The organism is Paramagnetospirillum magneticum AMB-1, from assembly GCF_000009985.1.
Taxonomy (GTDB): Bacteria; Pseudomonadota; Alphaproteobacteria; order Rhodospirillales; family Magnetospirillaceae; genus Phaeospirillum; species Phaeospirillum magneticum.
The window spans coordinates 581,771-605,997 of sequence record NC_007626.1; the positions used below are offsets into that span (position 1 = coordinate 581,771).

Genomic DNA, 24,227 nt, shown 5'->3' on the forward strand with positions numbered 1-24,227 from the left:
TCCTGATCAACGGGTGGCGGAGTGGGAGAACAGGGCCTGGCACGCCAGCATGACCCGGTCGAGCAGGAAGCCGATCAGGCCGATGGTCAGCACCGCCACCATGATCTTGGCCAGGGACTGCGACGAGCCGTTCTGGAACTCGTCCCAGACGAACTTGCCGAGGCCGGGGTTCTGGGCCAGCATTTCGGCGGCGATCAGCACCATCCAGCCCACGCCCAGCGACAGCCGCATGCCGGTGAAGATGAAGGGCAGCGAGGACGGCATCACCAGCTTGCGGATGGTGGTGCGCATGGGCAGGTTCAGCACCCGGCCCACATTCATCAGATCCTTGTCGATGGAGGCGACGCCGATGGCCGTGTTGATCAGCGTGGTCCACAGCGAACACAGGGTCACGGTGATGGCCGAATTGAGGAAGGCCTTCTCGAACATGGGCTCGGCACTGGTATAGGAGGCCGAGACCACCATGGTGACGATGGGCAGCCAGGCCAGCGGCGAGACCGGCTTGAAGATCTGGATCAGCGGGTTCAGCGCGGCATTGATGGTCTTGGACAGGCCGCACATGACCCCCAGGGGCACCGCCACGATGGTGGCCAGCACGAAGCCCATGAACACGGTCTTCAGGCTGGTGGCGATCTGGTCGAGATAGGTGGGCTTGCCGGTGAACTTGCGGACCTTGGTCTCGGCTCCGGCGTCCTCGGCCTTCAGTTCGGCGTTGCGCTTGGCCTGACGTTCGTAGAACGCCGCCTCCTTGGCGCGCTCGGCCTGGTGGTCGGCGACCAGGTTGCCCACCTGCTCCCACACCTGGACCGGTCCGGGAACCGCGCCCAGCGAGGTCTGGACCTTGGGGGCCAGGGCGGCCCAGGCGACCAGGAACAGGCCGATGGCCAGCAGCGGCACGCCCAACTGGCGCCACAGCTCGATCAATTGGGTGCGGGGCGCGCTGCCCGACAGCAGCTTGGCCAGCGGCACCACCCAGCCCACCCCCGCCACCGTCAGGGTGGGAGCCGCCCGGTTGAGGGCGTGGGAGAAGGAGAAGGCGGGTCTGGCGGGCTTGGGCGGGGTGCCGGCCGTCTGGGAAATGCTGTTCATGATCGGGTCCTCGCTTGCAGTCACGTCTTGTCTCGCTCTTGCCCTCTTTCACCGCCGCCGGGAGGGGTCCCGGCGGCGATGATGAACGTCAGTTGCCGACCACCTTGTTGCTCTCGAGCTTTTGGGCGCCCTTGAGGCCGATGGTGAACTTCTTCAGGTAGTCGTTGGGCTTCTTGCCGTCATAGCTGATGCCGTCGATGAACTCGGCGGTGGGGGCGCGGTAGCCGTCGCTGTCCCAGGGGAAGTCCTCCTTGGCGACCTTGCCCTCGTCGAGCAGCAGCTTGGCGGCCTTCAGGTAGACGTCGGGCTTGTAGACCTTCTTGGCCATGTCGGCGTACCAGGCATCGGGCTTGGCCTCGGCGATCTGGCCCCAGCGGCGCATCTGGCTGAGATACCAGACGGCGTCCGAGTAGAAGGGATAGGTGGCGAAGTAGCGGTAGAACACGTTGAAATCGGGAACGGCGCGCTTGTCGCCCTTCTCGTATTCGAAGGTGCCGGTCATGGAATTGGCGATGACCTTGGCGTCGGCGCCCACGTATTCCGACTTGGCCAGGATTTTCACGGCCTCATCGCGGTTGGCGTTGTTGTTCTCGTCCAGCCACTTGCCGGCGCGGATCAGCGCCTTGACCACCGCCAGATGGGTGTTGGGATACTTCTCGGCCCAGGCGTTGTTGACGCCGAACACCTTCTCGGGATTGTTCTTCCAGATCTCGTAATCGGTGATCACCGGCACGCCGATGCCCTTGAACACGGCGGCCTGGTTCCACGGCTCGCCGACGCTGTAGCCCGAGATGGTGCCGGCCTCCAGGGTGGCGGGCATCTGGGGCGGCGGCGTCACCGACAGCAGCGCGTCGGCGGCGATCTGGCCCGAGACGTTGTCGGGGCTGTAATAGCCGGGATTGATGCCGCCCGAGGCCAGCCAGTAGCGCAGTTCGTAATTATGGGTCGAGACCGGGAAGACCATGCCCATGTTGAAGCTCTTGCCCTGGGCCTTCATGGCGTCGACCACCTTCTTCAGGGCGTCGGCCTTGATGGGGTGGGCGATCTTGCCGTCGGGCCCCTTGGGCAGGTGCGGCTTCATCGCCTCCCAGACCTCATTGGAGACGGTGATGCCGTTGCCGTTGAGGTCCATGGAGAAGGCTGTGACCACGTGGGCCTGGGTGCCGTAGCCGATGGTGGCGCCGATGGGCTGTCCGGCCAGCATGTGGGCGCCGTCCAGCTCGCCAGAGATGACGCGGTCCAGCAGTACCTTCCAGTTGGCCTGGGGCTCCAGGGTGACGAACAGGCCCTCGTCCTCGAAGAATCCCTTTTCCTTGGCGATGGCCAGGGGCGCCATGTCGGTCAGCTTGATGAAGCCGAGCTTCAGTTCGTCCTTTTCCAGCTTCAGCTTGGCGGCTTCGGCGCCATGGGGCAGGGCAAGGGCCATCAGGCCGGCCGCCGCCAGTCCCAGGGCGGCGCGTCGCGCCAAGCCTGTGTTTCCGAAGTTGGTCATCTTGCTCATGTCAGCCCTCGCCAAGTCTGGAGTTCAAAACGCAAAAAAGGCGCTCCGCGGCGTCACGCAGCCCCTTGGCGGGGAGCGCAATTCCGTGGAACGCCTTTGTTCCTTTTCGACCGGGCCGGCATCGTCGCCGGGCTGGCCGTCTGTCATTTCGTGGGGCGGGGCCTCGCCATTGAGGGGACCGCCTTCGCAGGACAGTCCAAAGCAATGGGCGTGCCAGAGGTGCCGAGGGGCGGATTTCGGGGGGTGCCGATATTGCGGCGCACCAGGCGGGCGGGTGCGTTGCTTAAAATTTAATCGGACAATTTCTGTGAGATTAAAAAATAGGCAGATCAGCCCAGCAGCTCGGCGGCCTCGATGATCTTGTTGGCCACGTCGATCAGGCGCTGCTTCTGATCCATGGCCATGCGCCGCATCAGACGATAGGCTTCGTCCTCTTCCACCTTGCGGCGCTTCATCAGGATGCCCTTGGCTTTCTCGATCTGCTTGCGTTCGGCCAGGGTGGTCCGCGCCTTGTCCAGTTCACCGCGCAGGGCCTGGAACTGGGCGAAGCGGGCGATGGCCACGTCGATCACCGGACGGACCCGGTCGGGCTTCAGGCCGTCGACCACATAGGCGGAGACGCCGGCCTCCACCGCGGCCTTGATGGTCTCGGGCTTGCCGTCCTGGGCGAACATCACCACCGGGCGGCCCTGCTCGACCCCGACGCGGCGCATGTCTTCCAGCGTGTCGCGGTCGGGGGAATCGATGTCGACGATGATGATTTCGGCGGCAAGCTCCGCCACTCGCGCAGGCAGTCCGGCGCCGCTGCCGAACACCGCCACCACCGTGAAGCCGTCGGCCTCCAGCGCGTCACGGACCATTTCCGCCCGGTCCCGCTCATCATCCACCAAGATGACCCGCAATCCGCTGGTCCTTTCCGATTATGGCAATGGTTTTAAACAAGCATGCATCATGCCAGTTCCTTGGGAGTGCGTCCCCAGGGAAGTTGAAGCCATGGCCGGGCATTGCAATGGCGCCACGCGGTGCTACCCTTCAAGGCATGGGCAGATGAGGAGCGCAAGCGAAGTGACCCGATCGATCATGGTGGCGGCTCTTCTCGTGGGGCTGGCGGCTTCTCCGGCCCTGGCCGGCGGCAAGAAGGAAGGCTCGGGCAGCGGCAGCGGCGGCGAATCCCAGGGCGCCATGTGGTCCAGCCTGCCGGGACCGCGCGAGGTGGTGGTGGCGCCGCCGCAGATCAGCGACAGCCTGGGTGTGGTGTCGGTCAACGCCACCATGTGGGCCGGGTCGGGCTCGGCCAAATGCCGGGTGAATTTCACCGTCGAGAATTATTCCTCGGCCAACGTGGCGTTGGGCTTTGTCGCCCGCACCTTTGGGACCAAGGACGAAGTGGTGGACAATTGGGTGGTTACCGTCGCCACCTTGCCGCCCAATGGCCGGACCGGCCGGCTGTTTTCCTGCACTCTGGGCGCCGTCGAGCTGATGCTGATTCCGACCTCGGGCTACGACTGGCCTCCCGCCAAGTGCATCAAGGGCGCCGAGGAGGCCGAGCCCTGTCCGCTGACTCTCAAGATCAACTCGACCGTGCCGATCATCCTTAAGAAGGAAGAGAAGAAGGATGACGACAAGGGCAAGAAAGACGAGAAAAAGAGCAAGCATTAGCCCCGGCCGGACTGTCCTCCGCAATCCAGGCCGCTATATTAGCGCCTGGTTGAGCTAGACCTTTGTCAGCCTTGTCGCGGCGCCGTCCCGGCAATACGGTTTGCCCCGCAAATGGGGGCGTGGGCACATGCTGTCGGGTCCGGTTGAAGGGTGGATGAGGAAGGCCGCAGCCTGGTTGCTGGCGGCCACCCTGCTGCTGGGGACCATGCCGCCGGTTCCGGCGGCGCTGGGGGCCGGTGGGCCGGATTCCTTCGTCGCCGCCGATCTGTGCTCGTCCGCCCATCAGGAGGCCGATCCCGCCCAGGCCGGCGGCGCCACGCATGATTGCGCCAGCCATTGCTGTGTCGTGTCGGGCTCCATTCTGCCGCCCGCGCCATTGTCCTTGCGGCCGCTTGGCCGGGTGCTGGCCGAACGGATCGTGCCGACGCCCCCGTCGGCGCCGTCCGAGCCGCCCCGCTCCGTCCACCGCGCACGCGCCCCTCCGTTCCTCGCCGCCTAGCGTCCGGCCCGCCTTGATGCGGGCCGCTCTCAAGCGATTCATTCATCGAGGAACATCATGACCTGCCACGCGATTCATCGTGGCGGACGTCGGCACGGCCGCGTCCGTCTGTTTGCCACGACCTTCCTGACCTCCGTCCTTGCCTCCGGGGTGGCCCCCGTCCTGGCCGAGGACATCCCCGAGGTGGTGATCACCGCGCCGCGCCTCAGCATTCCGGCCGACGCCAGGCTGGATGCCGCCGGGGATACCGCCAAGCTGCTGTCGCGCACCCCCGGCCTCAACCTGATCTCCAACGGCGGCGTCTCCAGCCTGCCCGACATCCACGGCCTGGGCGACGACCGGCTGAAGATCCTGGTGGACGGCATGGAGACCACCTCCGCCTGCTCCAACCACATGAACCCGCCGCTGTCCTATATCGATTCCTCCCGGGTCGAGAAGGTCGAGGTGTGGAGCGGCATCACCCCGGTCAGCGCCGGCGGCGACAATATCGGTGGCGTTATTTCCGTGAAGTCGGCGCCGCCGGTCTTCGCCGGGCCGGGCGAGGGCTACGCGGTGGGAGGACGGCTGTCGGCCTTCTATAAGAGCGTCAACGACGGCGTGGGCGCCTCCGTCGCCCTGCACGGCGCCAACGGGACCTTCAGCCTGGGCTATGACGGGTCCTGGGCCATGGGCCGCGACTACTATGCCGGCGGCGATCACCGGGCGGTGTTGTCCACCCTGTACGAGGCCCGCAACCACGCCCTGACCTTCGGCGCCCGGCACGAGGGGCACCTGCTGGTGCTCGAAGCCGGTCAGCACGACATTCCCTATCAGGGCTTTTCCAACCAGCGCATGGACATGACCGGGAACCGGGGCGTTCACGGCAATGGCCGGTACGAGGGCGAGTTCGCCTGGGGCAAGCTGGAGGCCCGGGGCTACTGGCAGCAGGTTAAACATGCCATGGACCAGATCGGCGGCGAGAAGAACGGCAAGATGCCCATGCGCACCGACGCCATCGACCTCGGCTACGCCGTCAAGGGCGACATCAGGGTCTCCGACGGCAAGACCATCCGGGTGGGGCAGGAGCTCCACCGCTTCCTGCTCGACGATTGGTGGCCGCCGGTGGCGGGCAGCATGTCCATGGCGCCGAATACCTTCAAATCCATCAATGGCGGCAGCCGCGACGTGATCAGCGCCTTCGCCGAGTGGGAGGAGAAGTGGGCGCCGCAATGGACTACCCTGCTGGGCGTGCGCAGCGATACCGTTCTGATGGATACCGGCAACGTGGCCGGCTATGTCACGACCGGCACCGAGGCCGCCAATGCGGCGGCCTTCAACGCCAAGAACCACGCCAAGACCGACTTCAACTTCGACCTCACCGCCCTGGTGCGCTTCGAGCCCAATGCGATCAGCACCAACGAGTTCGGCTATGCCAGGAAGTCCCGCTCTCCCAATCTTTACGAGCGCTATTCCTGGTCGACCACATCCATGGACAGCTCGATGATCAACTGGTTCGGCGACGCCAACGGCTATGTGGGCGATCCCGGCCTGCGGCCCGAGGTGGCGCATACGGTCAGTACCTCGTTTGCCCTGCATGATTCCGGCCGCAAGGAATGGGCGGCCAAGGTGACGCCCTATTTCACCTATATCGCCGACTATATCGGCGTCGATTGGGTCAGTAACTCCACCACGCGAAGCTCGGTCTTTCCGCTGCTGAAATTCGCCAACCATGACGCCATGATGTCGGGCGTGGATGTCTCGGGCAGCACCTTCCTGGCCCGCGAGACCGGCTATGGCGATTTCAAGGTGTCGGGCATGATCGGCTGGCTGCACGGCGAGATGGTCAATACCGGCAAGGCCATGTATCACGTCATGCCCATCAACGGCAAAGCCGCCCTCGAGCACGGCTGGGGCGGCTGGACCAATGCGGTCGAAGCCCAGTTGGTGGGAACCAAGGCCGGGGTCGATCCGCTCCGCCGCGAGCCCAAGACGCCGGGCTACGCCCTGCTCAACCTGCGCAGCGGCTATGAGTGGGAGAATTTCCTGCTCAATCTCGGCATCGATAACGTCTTCGACAAGCGTTACTACCACCCGTTGGGCGGCGTCGATTACTCCGAATGGAGGCGGCACAGCCTCACCGGCCAGGTGGGCGCCCTGCCGGCGCCGGGCCGGTCGTTCAACGCCGGGGTGACGGTGAAATTCTGATCCTGGGCTCCGAGGGGGGCTCCCCCTCGGGCCTCAGGCATAGGGCTGGGCGTTGACCATTTCGACGCGCCAGCCCGAAGCCGTGGCGTCGAGGCGGGTCAGTGACAGCGGCTTGACCGCGACGCGCAGCGCCTGTTCCGGCTTGAGATCCAGCGCCACCGCCAGGGCGGCGCGGACCGTTCCCGCATGCACCACGGCCAGGATATCGCGCCCCGCCTGGGCGGCGGTGATCTGCTCCACGGCGGCGCGGACCCGCTCCACCATGGCGGCGAAACTTTCGCCCCCGGGCGGGGTGGCGGTGGCCGGGTCGGCCCAGAAGGCGGCGAGGTCCGGGTCCTTGGCGGCTTCCAGTTCCATCCATGACCGCCCCTGCCAGCGGCCGAAATCCTGCTCGGCCAGATCGGGCTCGACCATGGGCGGCGGCAGCAGCAAGCCGCCGGCCTCCAGCGCCCCCGCCGTCTGGCGGCAGCGGATCAGGCCGCTTTCCACCAGGACCGGATTGACCGGCAGGGCGCGGGCCAGGGACTGGAAGACCTCGTCCTCCGAGGTGTCGCACGCCACGTCCAGGCGGCCGGTGATGCGGCCGTGGGGGCAGGGGACCGGAGCGTGGCGCAGCAGCCACCAGCGGGTGGAATGGGAACTCATGGACTAAGGACTCCTGCGGCGGCCAGCAGGACGCCGATCTCTGTGGCTTGTTGCACGGCGCCCAGCACGTCGCCGGTATAGCCGCCCAGGGCGCGCCGTGCGATCCACACCACGGCGCCGCCCGCCGCCAGGGCGGCCAGCAGGGCGGCCAGGGTGCCGCCGAGGCCCAGCCCTGCCAGGCAGGCCAGCAGGCCCAGCGCGGCGGCGGTGGCGGCGATGGTGGCGTCGGGGCAGCCGGCGCCCGCTCCCAATCCGTCGCGTCGCGCCGGCCCCATCACCTGCATGGCGGCGGGGATCAGGGCACGCGACAGGGCACAGGCCGCCACCAGGGCGGCGCATTGGCTCCAGCCCGGGGGAATGGCGGCCAGGGCGGCGACGCGCAGGCCGACGGAAAAGATCAGGGCCAGCACCCCGAAGGCGCCGCTGCGGGAATCGCGCATCACCTCCAGGCGGCGCTCGCGGTCGCCGCGTGCACCCAGGCCGTCGGCCAGGTCGGCCAATCCATCCTCGTGCAGGGCGCCGGTGACCAGCACCAGGGCCAGCACCGCCAGCAGGGCGGCGGCCAGGGGCGGCAGCACGCCGCCCGCCGCCCAGACGACGGCGGCGGCTCCCAGGCCGAGGCCCAGCCCGACCAGGGGAAAGGCGCGCATGGACCGCGCCAGATCGCCCAGGCCGGCATCGGGCAGGGGCAGGCGGGTAAGAAACACCGCCGCCAGATGGGCATCGCCCAGCCAGGATCGCGGCAGCGGATTCTCGTCGATGACAGGTGACTCGCTCATGGCATTGGGTTATAGGACGGGCTCGGCTGGGCCGCAACATGTTGGGAGAATTTCCTTGAATTCGTCTATTTCTAGCGTTGCCCAGATCCGCTCCCTGCTGGCCGCCCTGCCCGGTCCCGATGCCGCCGCCTCGGCCGCCTGGGCGGCGCGCGAGCCGCAACTGACCAAGCCGGCCGGCTCGCTGGGTCGCCTGGAAGAGGTGTCCGCCTGGCTTTCCGCCTGGCAGGGCCGTCATCCGCCGGCCATGGAGAATCCGGTGGCCCGGGTCTACGCCGGCAATCACGGCGTGGCGGCCCTGGGCGTCTCGGCCTTTCCCGCCGAGGTCACGGTGCAGATGGTGGCCAATTTCCGCCGGGGCGGCGCCGCCATCAACCAACTGTGCAAGACCTTCGGCATCGGGCTGGACATCCTGGCCTTGGATCTCGACCGCCCCACGGCCGATTTCACCCGGGGACCGGCCATGGACGAGGCCGAGTTCGCCGCCGCCTTCCAGGCCGGCATGGACTCGGTGCCCGATGGCGCCGATGTGCTGGTGATCGGCGAGATGGGCATCGGCAACACCACTCCGGCCGCCGCGGTCTCGGCGGCGCTGTTCGGCGGCGAGGCCGCCGACTGGACCGGGCGCGGGACCGGCGTGGAGGGTGGCGCCCTGGCCCGCAAGATCGAGGTGGTGGGGCAAGGCGTGGCCTTGCACCGGGGGCTGGCGCCCCTCGACATCCTTCGCTGCCTGGGCGGACGGGAACTGGCGGCCATGGCGGGCGCGGTGCTGGCGGCGCGCCTCGGACGCGTGCCGGTGCTGCTGGACGGCTATGTCACCACGGCGGCGGTGGCCGCCCTGGAACTGGAATGCAAGGGGGCGCTCGACCATTGCCTGGTCGGCCATGTCTCGGTGGAGCCGGGGCACCGGCGCCTGCTGGCGGCGCTGGGCAAGGACGCGCTGTTCGACCTGGGCATGCGCCTGGGCGAGGGCTCGGGCGCCGCGCTGGCGGTGGGCGTGCTGAAAGCCGCCGCCGCCTGTCATGCGGGCATGCACACCTTCGCCCAAGCCGGAGTCAGTGACAAGGACGGGGCTTAGGCCCATAATAGCCCCCTTGTTTTTCCAAGAGGCCGTCATGCAAAGCCAGAAACCCTTCTTCGATGATCTTGCCCGCGTGGCGTCCGGCGCGCTGGGCGCGCTGTCCGGCCTGCGGGCCGAGATGGAGGCGATGATGCGCCAGCAGTTCGAGCGCTTCACCGCCGGCCTGGATCTGGTCCCGCGCGAGGAGTTCGAGGTGGTGCGGGCCATGGCCATCAAGGCCCGCGAGGACAACGAGGCTCAGTTGGCCCGCATCAGCGAGCTGGAAGCCAAGCTGGAGTCCCTGGCGGCCGCCCCGTCCAAGACCAAGGCCGCGCCCAAGCCCAAGGACTGATGTCCTGGGCCGGTGGCCGGAGGCATTCCGGGTTATCCACATAAATTCATAAATACTCCGTGAATAAAGCCTTGCGCCCGCTGATGGCGTTTGGTTAGGCTACCCCTTGTGCGAATTTCGCAGGCGCAAACACAATCTTTTGATTCGCGCCGGTGGAATCGACGGTAGCCATGCCAAGGGAGGGCGCGGGCATGACCTTGACCGCCACGTATCAGGAAGAGCCCCAGATCAATCCAGTCGACCTCGTCGAGCAAGTCGTCGCCGCCAATGACTGGGCGTTCGACCGGCGCAACGACGAGGAACTGGCTGCCGAGGCTCCCGGCCAGTGGTGCAATTACAGCCTTTATTTCGCCTGGCGCGAAGATATGGGCGCCATGCACTTCACCTGCGCCTTCGACATGAAGATTCCGCCCGCCCGGCGGCCCATGATCCATGAATTGCTGGCCACCTTGAACGAGAAGCTGTGGATTGGCCATTTCGGCCTGTGGGAGGACGAGGGCGTGCCCATGTTCCGCCACACCTCGCTGCTGCGCGGCGGGGCCGGCTTCGCGCCGGAACAGGTGGAGGATCTGGTGGACATCGCCGTCACCGAGTGCGAGCGCTTCTACCCCGCCTTCCAGTTCGTCATCTGGGGCGGCAAGACCGCCGCCGAGGCCATTGCCGCCTCGCTGCTGGAGACCGTGGGCGAAGCTTGACTTCGCGCCACGCTCCGTGCCATGCCGGTCGTCCTGATGGACCGGGGCACGGGAGGCTTTTTTCATGACCAAGATTCTGCTGGTGGGCTGCGGCAAGATGGGCTCGGCCATGCTGGCCGGCTGGCTCGAGCGCGGTGTCGCTCCCGGCGACGTGGTGGTGGTCGATCCGTCCTCTCCTGACCTGGGGGCGGTGGGGGTGGTCACCTCCGACGCCGCCATCCCCTCGGCTTTCGTTCCCGATGTGGTGATCTTCGCGGTCAAGCCGCAGGTGATGGCCGAGGTGGTGCCGCCCTATGCCCGGTTCGACCGCTCGGTCTTCCTGTCCATCGCCGCCGGCAAGACCATCGCCTTCTTCCGGAACCATCTGGGAGCCAAGGCGGTCATCGTGCGGGCCATGCCCAATACCCCGGCGGCGGTGCGGCGCGGCATCACCGTCTGCTGCGCCGGGGAGGCCGTGCCCGCTGTCGCCCGTGAGCTTTGCCAGTCGCTGCTGGAAGCGGTGGGCGAGGTGGGCTGGGTCGATGACGAGGGCCTGATGGACGTGGTCACCGCCGTCTCCGGCTCCGGCCCCGCCTACATCTTCCTCCTGGCCGAGGCCATGGAGGCCGCCGGTCTGGCCCAGGGGCTGCCCCCGGCCCTGGCCGAGCGTCTGGCCCGTGCCACCGTGGCCGGGGCCGGCGAATTGCTGCGGCTGTCCGCCGAATCCGCCGAGCAACTGCGCAAGAACGTCACCTCGCCGGGCGGCACCACGGCGGCGGCCCTGTCGGTGCTGATGGCTGAAAGCCACGGCATTCCCAGCCTGATGACCGAAGCGGTGGCTGCTGCCACTCGCCGAGGACGGGAACTTGCGGGCTAGGCGCTTCGTCAGAGGTGGTACCTATTTCGATATTAGATATTGAGTTGCGTATGACTCCGTTTGACTCGAAGCCGCCCCCGCGTCTATCTTGCTGCACCGCAACATAAGACCCCCGGGTTGGAGGAATAACATGGCCGCCAAGCAGACTGAGCAGTTCTTTGATTTCGACGTCGCCAAGTATCTGGGCGACTTCAAGGTTCCCGGCGTGGATGTCGAGACCATCGTCGCCAACCAGCGCAAGAACATCGAAGCGCTGACCCAGGCGAACAAGCTGGCTTTCGAGGGCCTGCAGAACGTGGTCAAGCGTCAGGTCGAGATCCTGCGCCAGACCATGGACGAGGTTGCCCAGGTCTCCAAGGATTTCGCCGAGCCCGGCTCGCCCCAGGACAAGGCCGCCAAGCAGGCCGAGTTCGCCAAGGATGCCTTCGAGCGCGCCCTGGCCAACGCCCGTGAGCTGGCCGAGATGATCGCCAAGGCCAATTCCGAGGCTTTCGACCTGCTGAACAAGCGCTTCACCCAGAGCCTGGACGAGGCCCGCGAGGTCTTCACCAAGGCCGGCAAGAAGTAAGCCTTCCGTTCATTCGGAACGCTGTCGGCGGCCGCTCCTGAAAAGGGGCGGCCGTTTTGATTCCGGCCTGAATTGGGCGCTCTACCGTCCCTCGATCAGGGCCAGAAGCGGCGCCCATTCGGCGGCGTAGGACTTGGAACGGCGGTCATTGGCCTCGATCACCGTCGAGCCGGCGGCGGCCACCGCGGTATAGACCTGGCTGTCGCGCAGGCGCGCCACCACGGGAAAGCCCAGCCCGCCGAAAAAGCCGTCCAGATGGTCGCTGGCCTTGGTGCCGGGGCGCAGGCGGTTGCCCACTACGGCCACCACGCGCTTGTTCTTGCGCACCGCCTTGACCTTGGCGAGACGCTCCAGGAAGTGGGCGGTGGCATCCTCGTCGAAGGCGCCGGGCAGCACGGGCACCACCACCACTTCCGAAATATCGATGAGGTCCTCCACATCCTTGTGGTGCATGGCGGCGGGGGCGTCGATGACCAGCCGGTCCAGGCCCTTGGGCGGCGAGCCCACGTCCTTGGACCAGTCCAGGCCGGTGATGGCGGGGAGGGTGGCGGGGCGGCGGCGCAGCCAGTTGAGGCTGGAGCGCTGGCGGTCGCAATCGCCGATGGCGGTGACCAGCCCCTGGGCGGCGAAAGCGGCGGCGATATGGGTGGCCAGCGTCGTCTTGCCGCAACCGCCCTTGATATTTCCCACCAGTACCGTCCGCATGCCGAAAGCCCCCCCCTTAACTCGGGCAAAGCCTATCACAAGGGCAGGCGAACGCGCGCGCGCAATCCGCCCAGCGGCGAATCCTCTAAAAGCAGGTCGCCGCCATGGGTGCGCACGATGTCGCGGGCGATGGTCAGGCCCAGGCCGACGCCGCCGGTGGCCAGATTGCGCGAGGTCTCCAGGCGGGTGAAGGGCTTGAACACTTCCTCGCGCTGGTCGGGAGGGATGCCGGGGCCGTCGTCATCGATCAGCACCTCGGCCGCCTCGCCGCGCCGCCCGACCCGGACCCAGACGTGGCCACCGTAACGCGAGGCGTTACCGATCAGGTTACCCAGGGCGCGGGCCAGGGAATCGGGACGCAGCGGCATGACGATCTCGCCCTCGTGGTGCAGGTCGATGACCATGCCCTGGCGGCGAAAGCGGGTGACCACCTCGTCAACCAGGGCCGGCAGGTCCACCTGCTCGGGCTGCTCGCTGCCTTCGCCCCGGGCAAAGGCCAGATAGCCCTCGACCATGCGCTCCATCTCGGCTACGTCCTCGTCCAGTTCGGCGCGGCCGTCCATGTCGCCCATGATGGCCAATTGCAGCTTCATGCGGGTGAGCGGGGTGCGCAGGTCGTGGGAGACCCCGGCCAGCATCTCGGTGCGCTGCTGCATCTGGCGCTGGACCCGGTGGCGCATCAGGTTGAAGGCCTGGGCGGCCTGCCGGACCTCCTGCGCCCCTTCGGGCTTGAAGTCGGCCACATCCTGGCCCTTGCCGAAGCGGTCGGCGGCCACCGCCAGCTTGCGCACGCTGCGCACCTGATTACGCATGAACAAGGTGGCGATGCCGAACAGCAGCATGGCGGTGCCCAGCATCCACAGGATGAAGACATAGGTGGTGGAGCTGAACAGCCGCTTCTTGGGGGCGAAGACCTCCAGCATCCCGTCCGAGAGCTGGACACGGATGACCACCTCGCGTTCCAGGGATTCGGCGTCGATGCGATAGGGGCGCTGGACCCGCTCGTCCAGGGCCTCGGTCAGGGCGCGTTCCAGCAGGCCCGAGGGGGCGCCGCGTGGCTGGTTGGGCAGGATGGCGCCGGGCAGGAAGCGGGTGTCCAGTTCCATCTTGTTGGCGGCGATGGACAGGATCAGGCTCCGCTCCTGTTCCCCGGGAAAGGCGCGGAGCGATTCGATGATGGTGCCGATGTCGCCGGCCAACCCCTTGGCCAAGCGCTTGGCCACCGATTCCCAGTGACTGCCGTAAAATACGTAGGCGGACACCAACTGCAGCAACACCAGTGGCATGATGATGATCAGCAGGGATCGCCCCAGCAGACCCTGGGGGGCCAGACGCTTCAGCCACCGCCCGAGATGAGACATTCCAGAAGGCCTCTCAAACGCCGGAATTTCCGGTCAGTCGGGTCGCAGCATATAGCCCATGCCGCGCACTGTCTGAAGATAGCGCGGCATTTTCGGGTCGTCCTCGATCTTCTTGCGCAGCCGGGTCACCTGGACGTCGACTGTGCGGGGATTGGCCGAGTTTCCCGTTCGCGCCGCCAGATCGTCACGCGACACCCCCTGGCCGGAGACCTCGGCCAGGATGGACAGCAGGTCACGCTCGGCCTGGGTCAGATGAACGGGCTGGTCGTCCTGGCGCAGCTCGGCGCGTCCCATGTCCCAGACGAAGGCACCCAGTCGAAGCTCGCGGGTGGGCTCGGGCTCGTCACGGGGGCTGCGGCGCAGGATGGAGGCGACCCGCAGCAGCAGTTCGCGGGGTTCGAACGGCTTGGACAGATAATCGTCGGCCCCGGATTCCAGCCCCTTGATGCGGTCATCCACCTCGCCGCGCGCCGTCAGCAGCAGGATGGGCAGGCCGTTGCCCTCGGCCCGGAGCGAGCGGGTGAGCGCCATGCCATCCTCCCCCGGCATCATGACGTCGAGAACCATCATGTCGAAAGCCAGGCCGGCCATGCATTGCCGTGCCTCGGCGGCATCGGCGGCGGTGGCCACCAGATAGCCGTTGTCGGACAGGTATTTGCGCAGCAATTCGCGCAGCCGCCGGTCATCGTCCACTACCAGGATATGGGCGTCGTCCATGGGGTCAGGCTCCCCGGCGCAGTCCGGCGGCGCGGGCGGGGAAGCGGCCGCGGTCGGCCTCGTCCACCAGGCCCAGCATCACCTTGCGGAAGCCCTCCACCGCCTCGGCGCCGGCTTCGCGGTAGGCGCGGGCGATACGAGCCCGCTGGCGCTCTGTCAGCAGCCGCTCCAGTTCTATCCCTTTCTCGGTCAGTTCCAGCAGGCGCTGGCGGCGGTCGCGTACGCCGGGGCGCTGGACGATGAACTTCTCCTCCACCAACTGCCCCAGTACTCTCGAGAGGCTCTGCTTGGTAATGCGCAGGATTTCAAGCAGGTCGCTAACCGTGATGCCGGGGTGGCGGCCGACGAAATAGATGACGCGGTGATGGGCGCGGCCGAAGCCGTACTCGCCCAGAATGGCGTCGGGCTCGGCCGTGAAATCGCGATAGGCGAAGAACAGCAGCTCGATCCCCTGGCGCAGTTCCTCCTCGCGCAGGAACAGCGGGTTTATGCCGGTCTTGATGTCGCTCATGGCGTGGTTACGTCAGTCATGTTGACATATATGGCCTATAAATGTTACGTCATGCAAGAGAGATTGGTAATTTTCCAACCTCCCGCCCCGCCCTTACCTTCTAATTGGAACGGAACGACCATGTCAGTCCTCCCCTTTGACGACCGCGACGGCTTTCTCTGGTTTGACGGCAAGCTGGTTCCCTGGCGCGATGCCAAGATCCATGTGCTGACCCATGGCCTGCATTACGGGTCCTGCGTGTTCGAGGGCGAGCGGGTGTATGGCGGCAAGGTGTTCAAGCTGCGCGAGCATTCCCAGCGTCTGATCGATTCCGGGCGCATTCTCGGCTTCGAGGTGCCGTGGACCGTCGAGGAGATAGACGAGGCCACCATGGCCACCGTCAAGGCCAACAATATCGTCGACGGCTATGTCCGCCCGGTGGCTTGGCGCGGCTCCGAGATGATGGGTGTCGCTGCCCAGACCACCAAGATCCGCTTCGCGGTGGCCACCTGGTCCTGGCCCAGCTACTGGAGCCCGGAAGCCCGCATGAAGGGCATCCGCCTCAATATCTCCACCTGGAAGCGCCCTCACCCCGAGACCGCTCCCACCGCCTCGAAGGCGGCGGGCCTGTACATGATCTGCACCATGAGCAAGCACAAGGCCGAAGGGGATGGATATGAGGATTCCCTTATGCTCGACTGGCGGGGGCAAGTCGCCGAGGCCACGGGGGCCAATATCTTCTTCGTGTTCGGCAATGAGCTGCATACGCCGACCCCCGATTGCTTCCTGAACGGCATCACCCGTCAGACGGTGATCGCCCTTGCCAAAAAGCGCGGCATAACCGTGGTGGAGCGGGCAATTTTCCCGGAAGAGATGACCAAGGCCAGCGAGTGTTTCCTCACCGGCACCGCCGCCGAGGTGACGCCGGTGCGTGAAATCGGCCCCTACACCTTCACTCCCGGCGATATTACCCGTCAATTGATCACGGATTATGACGCATTGGTGCGTTCCTAATAATATTCGGCCGCAGCGCCCGGCCCTTTCTTGTGGAACATCAAATCCCGGTATTTTCTTTTCCGGGCTTTCGTAATAGGCTCCGCAAGGGAATTGGATGGGCGCTGCGGTCGGGTCGGGACGATCGCGTTGGAACGGATGGGAGTCTCCGTGTCGCACGCGTGGCAGAATTTGCGGCTGTCCAGTCGCTTCATGCTTATTGTCGGTGCCGGCGTTATTATTCTGATCGCCGGAGTCGTCCTCACAATCGCCCGATTCGAACGCACCGAGATGGAGCGCCAGTTAAGACAGATCTCGGCCAACGAGATGACGTCGCTGCATGCGCTGATCCTCAACGTGATGGCCAAGCGGCCCGAGGATTCCGACAATATCGGCATCACGGTCTTCAACAACTGGTTCGATTCCCGCAACATCCACTATCCCGGCAAGGTGTGGAGCGCCTGGGGGCCGAAGGTGGCCGCCCATATGAAAGAGGTCGAGCCCGAGAGGGCGCCGAAACTGCCCAAGGACGACATCGATCGCGAGGCCTTCGAGACCAAGGTCGCGGTCGGGCGGTTCGACGGCGGTTTCTACCGCTATTCGCTGCCCATCGTGTTGGGCGTCACCGACGGCGCCAAGGAAGAGGTGTGCCATGCCTGTCACGGCGGCATGGGCATGGTCGATGGCGACGTCATCGCCGTGCTGTCCTCCACCCTGTCCACCGCGGAATCCGAGGCCCGCCTCAATCAGGTTCTGACCTGGCTGGTGGTGGGCGGCGTGATCGCCACCATCCTGGCGGTGTTCGGCGTCCGAACCATTCTCAAGCGCATTATCGCCGATCCCATCGAGGACATGACCGAGCGCATGGAGCAACTGGCGCGGGGCGATACCTCCATCGGCGTTCCCGCGCTGGACCGCAAGGACGAGGTGGGCGACATCGCTCGGGCCGTCCAGGTCTTCAAGGACAATACCATCGCCAAGCAGCAGATGGAGGTGGAGGCCCAGGCCGCCGCCGCCGCCCGCGATCGGCGCATGCACCATCTGGAAGACCTGATTGCCGCCTTCGACAAGGCGGTGACGGCGGTGCTGGATTCCGTGTCCGCCTCGGCGCAGCAGATGATCCAGACGGCGCGCAGCATGGTCGATTCTGCCGATCAGGCACTGGAAAAGGCCAATTCCGCGGCACGGCAGGCCAGCGACGCCAACCAGAACGTCAGCACCGTGGCCTCCGCCGCCGAGGAACTGAGTTCTTCCATCAGTGAAATCGCCCAGCAGGTCGGCATGTCCAACCAGGTGGCGGTCTCGGCGACCAAGGAGGCCGATTCGGTCAATACCCGGGTGCAGGGGCTGGCCGGCGCCGCCGACAAGATCGGCGCCATCGTCGAGATGATCACCGGCATCGCCGAGCAGACCAATCTGCTGGCGCTGAACGCCACCGTCGAGGCGGCCCGGGCCGGCGAGGCGGGCAAGGGCTTCAACGTGGTGGCGTCCGAGGTCAAGAACCTCGCCCGCCAGACCGTGGGCGCCACCGAGGATATCGCCTCTCAGGTCAATACCATCCAGCAGGAAACCGACAAGACGGTTCGCGCCATTCGCGGCATCAACACCACCATCTCGTCTATGGACGGCATTACCACGGCCATCGCCTCGGCCATCGAGGAGCAGGGTGCCGCCACCCAGGAGATCGCCCGCAACATCGACCACGCCGCCTCGGGCACCAAGTTCGTGTACGAGAACATCAACGCGGTGACCCAGACCATCCACGAGACCGACCAGTCGGCCAAGGATGTGCTGGGAGCCGTGGAGACGCTGCAGCGTCAGGCGCAGACCCTGCGGGCCGAGGTGGATCGATTCCTTCAGGGCATCCGCGAGGCATGATCGGCGTGCAGGGCCGGTAAGCGCCGGGCGAAAATGGGGGGGCGGACTTTCCGCCTTCCATTTCAGAAGGATTACAGGTAACTCTAACCCCCTCGATCAGGGGGTATTCATGAGCCTGCCCAAGACCGTGCTTGATTGTCCGCATTGCCAGCAGAGCAGTGACCATCGTGTCCATTCCTACGGAGACGGCACCGCCATCGTATGGTGCGGCGCCTGTCATAACCCGCGGGAATTGCTGATGGCGCAATTGCGCCGTCTGGCCGGGCGCGGTACCCTCGCCGCCGTCGTCGCCGCCGAATAGCGGCTGGCGCGCGGGCCTACAGCACGGGCGACGGATCCTCGTCGAGGATGCCCGGCCCTCTCTCTTCCACAACCTCGATGCAGGCCTGTACCACGGCGGGGTCATAGCGGCTGCCCGAATGCTCGCGCAGTTCGGCGACGGCGACGTCCAGTCCCAGGGCCGGGCGGTAGGGGCGATGGGACGAGATGGCCTCCAGCACGTCGGCCACGGCGATGATCCTTGATTCCAGAATGATCTCGTCGCCCTTCAGTCCCAGAGGGTAGCCGCTGCCGTCCAGCCTTTCGTGATGCTGGCGGATCATGTCGGCCACCGGCCAGGGGAATTCGATGTCCTTCATGATCTCCCAGCCCATCTGGGGATGCATGCGGATGACCTTGTGCACCTCGGCGGACAGCTTGCCCGGGCGGCTGAGAAACTCGGCGGGGATGTGAATCTTGCCGATGTCGTGCAGCAATCCGCCGGTGCGCAGGCCCTCCACGACCGCCTCGGACAGTCCCATCCGCTGGCCGATGGCAGTGGACAACTGCGCCACCCGCCGCTGATGGCCGGTGGTGTAGGGATCGCGCATCTCCAGGGTCAGCGACAGCGAACGGACGGTCTGAAGCAACACGCGCTTCAGGCGTTCGGCGGTGACGCGGCGCTCCTCCTCCACGGCTTTGCGTTCGATGGCGTAGAGGATGGTACGGCGGATCAGGTTGCCATCGCCCTGGCCCTTGACCAGATAGTCCTGGCAGCCGTGCTGCAGGGCCAGCAGACCCATGGATTCATCGTCCAGGCCGGTGCAGATGACGATGGGCAGGGTGGGGGCCGCGACGCGGAACCGCTCCACCGTCTCGATGCCATGGGCATCGGGCAGCGACAGGTCGAGAAGGACGGCATCGGGGGGCTCTGCGGCCACCATGCCCATGGCTTGTCCCAGGCAATCGGCGCGGCGGCAATGGATGCCGCCGACCTCGCTCAGCAGCAGTTCGATCAGGCGGGCATCCGCCGGATTGTCCTCGACCACCAGAAGGTCTACGGCTCTCGATCGCATGTCGGTCATGTTCTGATCCCGCTTCAAATGCATCGAGGGAGGGGCGCCAAGGAGGGTGGGGGCCACGTGCACCACCCCAACGTTGTGACACAGTGTGTCGGGGATGTTAAGGGGGCTGAAGGCGCGGCAGGCTTGCTGCTTATGCACTTGGTCATGGTCTGGCTGAAATGGCGGGGGAGACCGAGGGTGAGGCTGCTGCGCCGCAAAACATGGAAATAACAGGTATAAATCAAAGGTAGAATACTCAGGGGGCTCGGCAAAACGCTTTATAATTTGTTAATCTAGTCCTAAGGTAATAGTTCTTCCGTGGCGAAGTGGCCTCTCCCTGGGGGCTGTCGGCCCTCACGGAATCGAAAGACGGAGGTTGCCATGGGCGGACTGAAACTGGGCATCGGAGGAAAAATCTGGGCGCTGGTGGCGCTTCTCGTGGCGGGTCTTGGACTGCTGGCGGTCCAGAGTCTGTCATCGACCCATGAAACCCTGATCGAGGATCGCCGCCAAGCTCTGAAGCAGGTTCTCGATTCCTCGGCCAGCGTGGTGGAGAGCTTCCGCGCCCGTGCCGCCAAGGGCGAGTTCAGCGAGGAACAGGGCAAGCGTCTGGCCATGGAGACATTGCGCGCCTGGCGCTATGGCAACAACGACTACGTCTTCATCAACTCGTACGACATGCGTCCGCTGATGCACCCGCTCCGTCCCGAGATGGAGGGCCAGGACCAGTCGGAAATGAAGGACCCCAACGGGGTCTATGTCACCCGCGCCATGATCGAAGTGGCGCGAAGCCCGGCCGGAGCCGGCTTCACCAGCTATCACTGGGCCAGGGTCAAGGATAAGCCCCCGGTACCCAAGCTGGTCTACGTCATCAATTACAAGCCTTGGAACTGGGTGCTGGGAACCGGCGTCTATATCGACGATATCGACGAGGCCTATGCGGCCAAGGCGCTCGATCTGGGCACCAAGGCCGCCCTCTTGGGGGTATTGGCCGCCGTTATCGCGGTGCTGATCGCCCGCTCCATCACCGGGCCGCTGGGGCAGCTGGTGTCGCGCATGCGGGCTCTGGCCGAGGGCGATATCGAGCGTCAGGTCGAAGGCACCGGGCGCAAGGATGAGATCGGCGCCCTGGCCCGCGCCATGGAGGTGTTCCGCGGCAACGCCCGGGAAAATCGCCGCCTGCTCGATGAGCAGGAGCAGTTGAAGCTGGCGGCGGCCCAGGAACGGAACCGAACGTTGAGGGACATGGCCGAAGGGCTGGAGCGGCGGGTCAAATCGGCGGTGGACGCCATCAACAACGTGGGGCAGCGCCTCAATGGCGCCTCCAGCGCCATGACCCAGACGGCCGACCAGACCTCAGAGCAGACCGGCGCCGTGGTCGCCGCCACCCAGCAGACCTCGACCAACGTGCAGACGGTGGCTTCGGCGGCCGAGGAATTGAGCGCGTCCGGCAACGAGATCAGCCGTCAGGTGTCTCTGACCGCCGACATCGCCCGCGCCGCCGCCGAGGAGGCGTCCCAGACCAACGGCATGGTTGCCGCCCTGGCCGCCGCCGCCGGGCGGATCGGCGAGGTGGTGCAGTTGATCGACGCCATTGCCGGTCAGACCAACCTGCTGGCGCTCAACGCCACCATCGAGGCGGCCCGCGCCGGCGAGGCCGGCAAGGGCTTCGCCGTGGTGGCGGGCGAGGTCAAGACCCTGGCCAACCAGACCGCCAAGGCGACCCAGGAGATCACCACCCAGATCGCCGCGGTCCAGACCGAGACCACCCGGGCCGTGGCGGCCATCCGCCATATCGGCGAGACCATCACCAGGGTGGACGAGGCGACCTCGTCCATCGCCAGCGCGGTGGAGGAGCAGAATGCGGCCATTCACGAGATCACCCGCAGCGTCCAGGAAGCGGCGCGCGGCACCCGCGAGGTGACCGAGCATATCAGCCGGGTGTCCGATGGCGCCCGGACGTCCAAGTCCGCCGCCGAGGAGGTGGCCGGCTCGGCCCGCGAGATGGTGACCCAGAACGGCACCCTGACTCGCGAGATCGACGGCTTCCTGCGCGAGATCCGCACCCAGGCATCCTGAGTCCGGGCATGAAAAAGCCCCCCGGCCCTGCGGCCGGGGGGCTTTGTCTTGGGCGGCCTACTTCAGGCTTTCGCAGAAGCGCTTGATGCGCTCGGCGGCCTTGGTCAGCGCAGCGTCCGAGGTGGCGTAGGAGATGCGGAAATAGGGCTCCAGGCCGAAGGCGGCACCCTGGACCACCGCCACGCCCTCGGCTTCGAGCAGCGCGCCGACGAAGTCGGTGTCGTTGGCGATGACCTTGCCGTCGGGGGTCTTCTTGCCGATCACGCCGGCACAGGACGGATAGACGTAGAAGGCGCCTTCCGGGGTGCGGCAGGTGATGCCGGGGCACTGGTTCAGCAGGCCGACGATCAGGTCGCGGCGGCGCTTGAACACCGCGGCGTTCTTCGGGATGAAGTCCTGGGTGCCGTTCAGGGCCTCCACCGAGGCGGCCTGGCTGATGGACGAGGTGTGGGTCACCGACTGGGACTGGATCATGTTGATGGCCTTGATGATGGCGGCCGGGCCGGCGGCATAGCCGACGCGCCAGCCGGTCATGGCATAGGCCTTCGACACGCCGTTCATGGTCAGCGTGCGGTCATACAGCTTGGGCTCCACCTGGGCGGGGGTGCAGAACTTGAAGTCGTCATAGACCAAGTGCTCGTACATGTCGTCGGACATGATCCATACATGCGGATGCCGGAGCAGCACGTCGGTCAGCGCCTTCATCTCGTCCCAGGAATAGGCGGCGCCGGTCGGGTTGGACGGCGAGTTCAGCACCAGCCACTTAGTCCTCGGCGTGATGGCCTTTTCCAGGTCGGCGGGCTGCAGCTTGAAGCCGGCGGTCTCGGGACAGGGGACGAAGACCGGCTTGCCGCCGAACATCAGGGCGATGTCGGGATAGCTCACCCAATAGGGGGCGGGCACGATCACCTCGTCGCCGGGATTGATGGTGGCCATGAAGGCGTTGAAGATCACGCCCTTGCCGCCGACGCCCACGGTCACCTGATCGGCGGTGTAGTCCAGGCCGTTCTCGCGCTTGAACTTGGCGGCGATGGCCTGGCGCAGGTCCACGGTGCCGGCCGGCGGGCCGTACTTGGTCAGACCCTTGTCGATGGCGGCCTTGGCGGCGGCCTTGATGTTGTCCGGCGTGTCGAAATCGGGCTCGCCCGCGCCCAGGCCGATGACGTCGCGGCCGGCGGCCTTCAACTCGGCGGCCTTCTGGGTCACCGCAATGGTCGGGGACGGCTTGATGGCGGAAAGCCTGTCGGCGATGAACGGCATGGGTCGGGTCCTCGAAAAAGATGAGAGAATTCGCGGGTGGCGAAGGTACGCGTGCGGGCGTGCGAGTGCAAGGGGACAAAGTTGTATGCAACGAGTAATTGATATTTTGATATGGACCAATGAGTTATGAGGTGTGATACTTAGGCCGCCCCAACTTTGGGGTGGCACATTGTCGGAAGAGTTAAGATATCAAATGCTCGGCTATGGCAGCTTTGGAGTCCTTGAAGTCGTGTTCGCGCTTGCTGCGATTGCGATTCTTGTATGGGCTGTTTCTCTCGCGGCTCGCTCTTCTGAGAGAGGTGCGCGAGAAAGCGCGGAGTCTGAGCCAGTTGCGCATCGTGATGAAGATAAAAGCAGGGTGGCGCACTATTTACCAAACTTGTTTGCCGCTATCGTGGCGATGTATTCAAGTGCAAAATTAGCAAGTGAATTTTCCAAGGAGTCGATTGTTGCTGCCGCCATCGTGGCTGCGATTTCGTCATGCATTTGGGCTATTCTTGTTTTTTGTCAGCACTACGTTGATGGTGTTGATAAAAAAGAAACGATGGCCGATCATGGTAGGAAGTATAAGGCAATTAAGGGCATAAGCGGTGAGCTCGCAGAGTTTAAGAGCTCAATTGGTGATTTCGGCAAGTCTGTTTCTAGTCTTGAAGATGCTGTTGGAAAAAGTACTTCAGACGTGGCGTCCGAGTTCAGCACGGCGAAGTGTGCGGTTGAGGTGGCAGCTAAAAAGCTTAACAGTGCGGCTGATAAGTTATCTAAATTACTTGATGCCGGGCGTGGTGCTAGCGTCTAAGTAGGTATTTAAGGTTGTAATGTATTAATGGTGTTTCCATGCCGTTGCAAATTTCTGGGTCATTTGTCAGGCAGATCATTGCAACAATAGAGATGTTGCCCTCGACAAGGGGCCAATCAACCAAGGGAAGCGGGGTTCAAATTCTTGTCTCGCCGCTTATCTTAACGGTGGCGTCGGTTCTTCTTCTGCTTGCGCCAGATAAAAATAATGAGGGCAAGGCAGGCACGGAGGCGGCGGAGGCTTCCGTGAATGCGAGCAAGCCCGTGACAAGCCCTCCTGATGTGGCTGGTTCTGGAGGAAAATCTGCAACGAGCGGCGTTCGCCAACCAGTTGCGTACGCGATCTTCGATCTCGAAGGTCGGGATGATCCGGTGCGATATTGTCTGCCCGGCCCGGGGGGGCGATGCGGCGCGCCTTCGAGGGAACTGCTGGATATGGACGGCATAAAACGGATCGTCGACACGAAAGGTGGAGATTGTTCATCGAAGGTGGAGGTGCGGGGGCGGGCCACCAAGGGAGCCGGCGATAGCCCTCTCTTTGACAATGAGCAACTCGCCAGGGACCGGGCGGTACGTGTCTGTGAGTTGTTGGAAAAGGAGGGGCTTGGGTGCCGTGTCGCCAACGACGTCGTGGTCGGCGGACGCGATCCGGAATTCCGGCGGGCCGAGATTTCCGTCGCTGCCGATTGCTCCGCGAATACAAAATAGCCCCTTTGCCAATCAGGGGGGCTCTGCGCGTTCAT

Annotated in this window: 25 protein-coding genes; 14 read left to right on the top strand and 11 right to left on the bottom strand. The window is 65.3% G+C overall.

Features of this window, described 5'->3' with window-relative positions; genetic code table 11:
* Window positions 1-6 precede the first annotated feature (6 nt).
* The 3 genes from AMB_RS02760 to AMB_RS02775 form a co-directional block, all read right to left on the bottom strand.
* Window positions 7-1,089 carry an ABC transporter permease gene (locus AMB_RS02760; protein WP_043743268.1) on the bottom strand — a complete coding sequence of 361 codons (1,083 nt, stop codon included), beginning with the start codon at window positions 1,087-1,089 and terminating at the stop codon, window positions 7-9.
* 88 nt (window positions 1,090-1,177) lie between these two features.
* Complete coding sequence (locus AMB_RS02765; protein WP_011382980.1) at window positions 1,178-2,590, bottom strand: CmpA/NrtA family ABC transporter substrate-binding protein; 1,413 nt, start codon at window positions 2,588-2,590, stop codon at window positions 1,178-1,180.
* A gap of 329 nt (window positions 2,591-2,919) precedes the next feature.
* On the bottom strand, window positions 2,920-3,492 hold the full coding sequence (locus tag AMB_RS02775) for an ANTAR domain-containing response regulator (protein WP_043743270.1): 573 nt from the start codon (window positions 3,490-3,492) through the stop codon (window positions 2,920-2,922).
* Between the two features lie 163 nt (window positions 3,493-3,655).
* On the opposite strand from AMB_RS02775, the gene AMB_RS02780 reads away from it, so the two are divergent.
* The 3 genes from AMB_RS02780 (at window position 3,656) to AMB_RS02790 (ending at window position 6,932) form a co-directional block, all read left to right on the top strand.
* On the top strand, window positions 3,656-4,249 hold the full coding sequence (locus AMB_RS02780; protein ID WP_148207270.1) for a hypothetical protein: 594 nt from the start codon (window positions 3,656-3,658) through the stop codon (window positions 4,247-4,249).
* Window positions 4,250-4,403: 154 nt separating this feature from the next.
* Window positions 4,404-4,748 (top strand): DUF2946 family protein, encoded by a 345-nt coding sequence (locus tag AMB_RS02785; protein WP_043743272.1) that lies wholly within the window; start codon window positions 4,404-4,406, stop codon window positions 4,746-4,748.
* Window positions 4,749-4,805: 57 nt separating this feature from the next.
* The gene (locus tag AMB_RS02790) at window positions 4,806-6,932 is read left to right on the top strand and encodes a TonB-dependent receptor (RefSeq protein ID WP_011382983.1); all 2,127 of its coding nucleotides are present in this window, start codon (window positions 4,806-4,808) and stop codon (window positions 6,930-6,932) included.
* Window positions 6,933-6,965: 33 nt separating this feature from the next.
* Here AMB_RS02790 and AMB_RS02795 read toward each other — a convergent pair whose 3' ends face one another.
* Window positions 6,966-7,577: a histidine phosphatase family protein gene (locus AMB_RS02795; RefSeq protein ID WP_011382984.1), complete on the bottom strand. Its 612-nt coding sequence runs from the start codon at window positions 7,575-7,577 to the stop codon at window positions 6,966-6,968.
* Entirely contained in the window at window positions 7,574-8,356 is a 783-nt protein-coding gene (cobS, locus tag AMB_RS02800) for an adenosylcobinamide-GDP ribazoletransferase (RefSeq protein WP_043743273.1), read from the bottom strand. The genes AMB_RS02795 and cobS overlap by 4 nt, the downstream gene beginning before the upstream one ends.
* Window positions 8,357-8,411: 55 nt before the next feature.
* On the opposite strand from cobS, the gene cobT reads away from it, so the two are divergent.
* The 5 genes from cobT to AMB_RS02825 all read left to right on the top strand — a co-directional run bounded on the left by cobT (window position 8,412) and on the right by AMB_RS02825 (window position 11,884).
* The gene (gene cobT / locus AMB_RS02805; protein ID WP_043743274.1) at window positions 8,412-9,431 is read left to right on the top strand and encodes a nicotinate-nucleotide--dimethylbenzimidazole phosphoribosyltransferase; all 1,020 of its coding nucleotides are present in this window, start codon (window positions 8,412-8,414) and stop codon (window positions 9,429-9,431) included.
* A gap of 37 nt (window positions 9,432-9,468) precedes the next feature.
* A complete protein-coding gene (locus tag AMB_RS02810; RefSeq protein ID WP_043745907.1) occupies window positions 9,469-9,765 on the top strand; it encodes an accessory factor UbiK family protein in 297 nt (98 codons plus the stop codon).
* 191 nt (window positions 9,766-9,956) lie between these two features.
* On the top strand, window positions 9,957-10,460 hold the full coding sequence (locus AMB_RS02815; protein WP_043743275.1) for a YbjN domain-containing protein: 504 nt from the start codon (window positions 9,957-9,959) through the stop codon (window positions 10,458-10,460).
* A gap of 64 nt (window positions 10,461-10,524) precedes the next feature.
* Entirely contained in the window at window positions 10,525-11,316 is a 792-nt protein-coding gene (proC, locus tag AMB_RS02820; protein ID WP_011382988.1) for a pyrroline-5-carboxylate reductase, read from the top strand.
* Between the two features lie 130 nt (window positions 11,317-11,446).
* A complete protein-coding gene (locus tag AMB_RS02825) occupies window positions 11,447-11,884 on the top strand; it encodes a phasin family protein (protein ID WP_011382989.1) in 438 nt (145 codons plus the stop codon).
* An 81-nt stretch (window positions 11,885-11,965) separates the two neighbouring features.
* On the opposite strand, the gene AMB_RS02830 is transcribed toward AMB_RS02825, so the two are convergent.
* Genes AMB_RS02830 through AMB_RS02845 form a run of 4 tightly spaced genes read right to left on the bottom strand, consistent with a single transcriptional unit; the run spans window position 11,966 to window position 15,178 of the window.
* Window positions 11,966-12,589, bottom strand: a complete 624-nt coding sequence (locus AMB_RS02830; protein ID WP_043743276.1) for a ParA family protein — start codon at window positions 12,587-12,589, stop codon at window positions 11,966-11,968.
* A gap of 35 nt (window positions 12,590-12,624) precedes the next feature.
* On the bottom strand, window positions 12,625-13,950 hold the full coding sequence (locus AMB_RS02835) for an ATP-binding protein (protein ID WP_011382991.1): 1,326 nt from the start codon (window positions 13,948-13,950) through the stop codon (window positions 12,625-12,627).
* Window positions 13,951-13,983: 33 nt separating this feature from the next.
* Window positions 13,984-14,667 carry a response regulator gene (locus AMB_RS02840; protein ID WP_011382992.1) on the bottom strand — a complete coding sequence of 228 codons (684 nt, stop codon included), beginning with the start codon at window positions 14,665-14,667 and terminating at the stop codon, window positions 13,984-13,986.
* Window positions 14,668-14,671: 4 nt separating this feature from the next.
* Window positions 14,672-15,178, bottom strand: coding sequence for a MarR family winged helix-turn-helix transcriptional regulator (locus AMB_RS02845; protein ID WP_011382993.1), 507 nt, complete (start codon window positions 15,176-15,178; stop codon window positions 14,672-14,674).
* 120 nt (window positions 15,179-15,298) lie between these two features.
* Between AMB_RS02845 and AMB_RS02850 the strand changes: the two genes are divergently transcribed.
* From AMB_RS02850 to AMB_RS02860, 3 genes are all read left to right on the top strand, one after another.
* Complete coding sequence (locus AMB_RS02850) at window positions 15,299-16,171, top strand: branched-chain amino acid aminotransferase (RefSeq protein WP_043743277.1); 873 nt, start codon at window positions 15,299-15,301, stop codon at window positions 16,169-16,171.
* A 150-nt stretch (window positions 16,172-16,321) separates the two neighbouring features.
* Window positions 16,322-18,028 (top strand): methyl-accepting chemotaxis protein, encoded by a 1,707-nt coding sequence (locus AMB_RS02855; protein ID WP_231848954.1) that lies wholly within the window; start codon window positions 16,322-16,324, stop codon window positions 18,026-18,028.
* Between the two features lie 109 nt (window positions 18,029-18,137).
* The gene (locus tag AMB_RS02860; protein ID WP_043743279.1) at window positions 18,138-18,329 is read left to right on the top strand and encodes a hypothetical protein; all 192 of its coding nucleotides are present in this window, start codon (window positions 18,138-18,140) and stop codon (window positions 18,327-18,329) included.
* A gap of 16 nt (window positions 18,330-18,345) precedes the next feature.
* Here the strand turns inward: AMB_RS02860 and AMB_RS02865 are convergent, their stop codons facing one another.
* Window positions 18,346-19,371, bottom strand: a complete 1,026-nt coding sequence (locus tag AMB_RS02865; RefSeq protein ID WP_070108682.1) for an HD domain-containing phosphohydrolase — start codon at window positions 19,369-19,371, stop codon at window positions 18,346-18,348.
* Window positions 19,372-19,731: 360 nt separating this feature from the next.
* Between AMB_RS02865 and AMB_RS02870 the strand changes: the two genes are divergently transcribed.
* Window positions 19,732-21,429: a methyl-accepting chemotaxis protein gene (locus AMB_RS02870; protein ID WP_043743280.1), complete on the top strand. Its 1,698-nt coding sequence runs from the start codon at window positions 19,732-19,734 to the stop codon at window positions 21,427-21,429.
* Window positions 21,430-21,486: 57 nt separating this feature from the next.
* Here AMB_RS02870 and AMB_RS02875 read toward each other — a convergent pair whose 3' ends face one another.
* Entirely contained in the window at window positions 21,487-22,689 is a 1,203-nt protein-coding gene (locus AMB_RS02875; RefSeq protein ID WP_011382998.1) for a pyridoxal phosphate-dependent aminotransferase, read from the bottom strand.
* A 193-nt stretch (window positions 22,690-22,882) separates the two neighbouring features.
* Between AMB_RS02875 and AMB_RS24815 the strand changes: the two genes are divergently transcribed.
* Both AMB_RS24815 and AMB_RS24820 read left to right on the top strand, forming a co-directional pair.
* Window positions 22,883-23,485, top strand: a complete 603-nt coding sequence (locus AMB_RS24815; protein ID WP_148207271.1) for a hypothetical protein — start codon at window positions 22,883-22,885, stop codon at window positions 23,483-23,485.
* A 38-nt stretch (window positions 23,486-23,523) separates the two neighbouring features.
* Complete coding sequence (locus tag AMB_RS24820) at window positions 23,524-24,192, top strand: hypothetical protein (RefSeq protein ID WP_148207272.1); 669 nt, start codon at window positions 23,524-23,526, stop codon at window positions 24,190-24,192.
* Window positions 24,193-24,227: the final 35 nt, after the last annotated feature.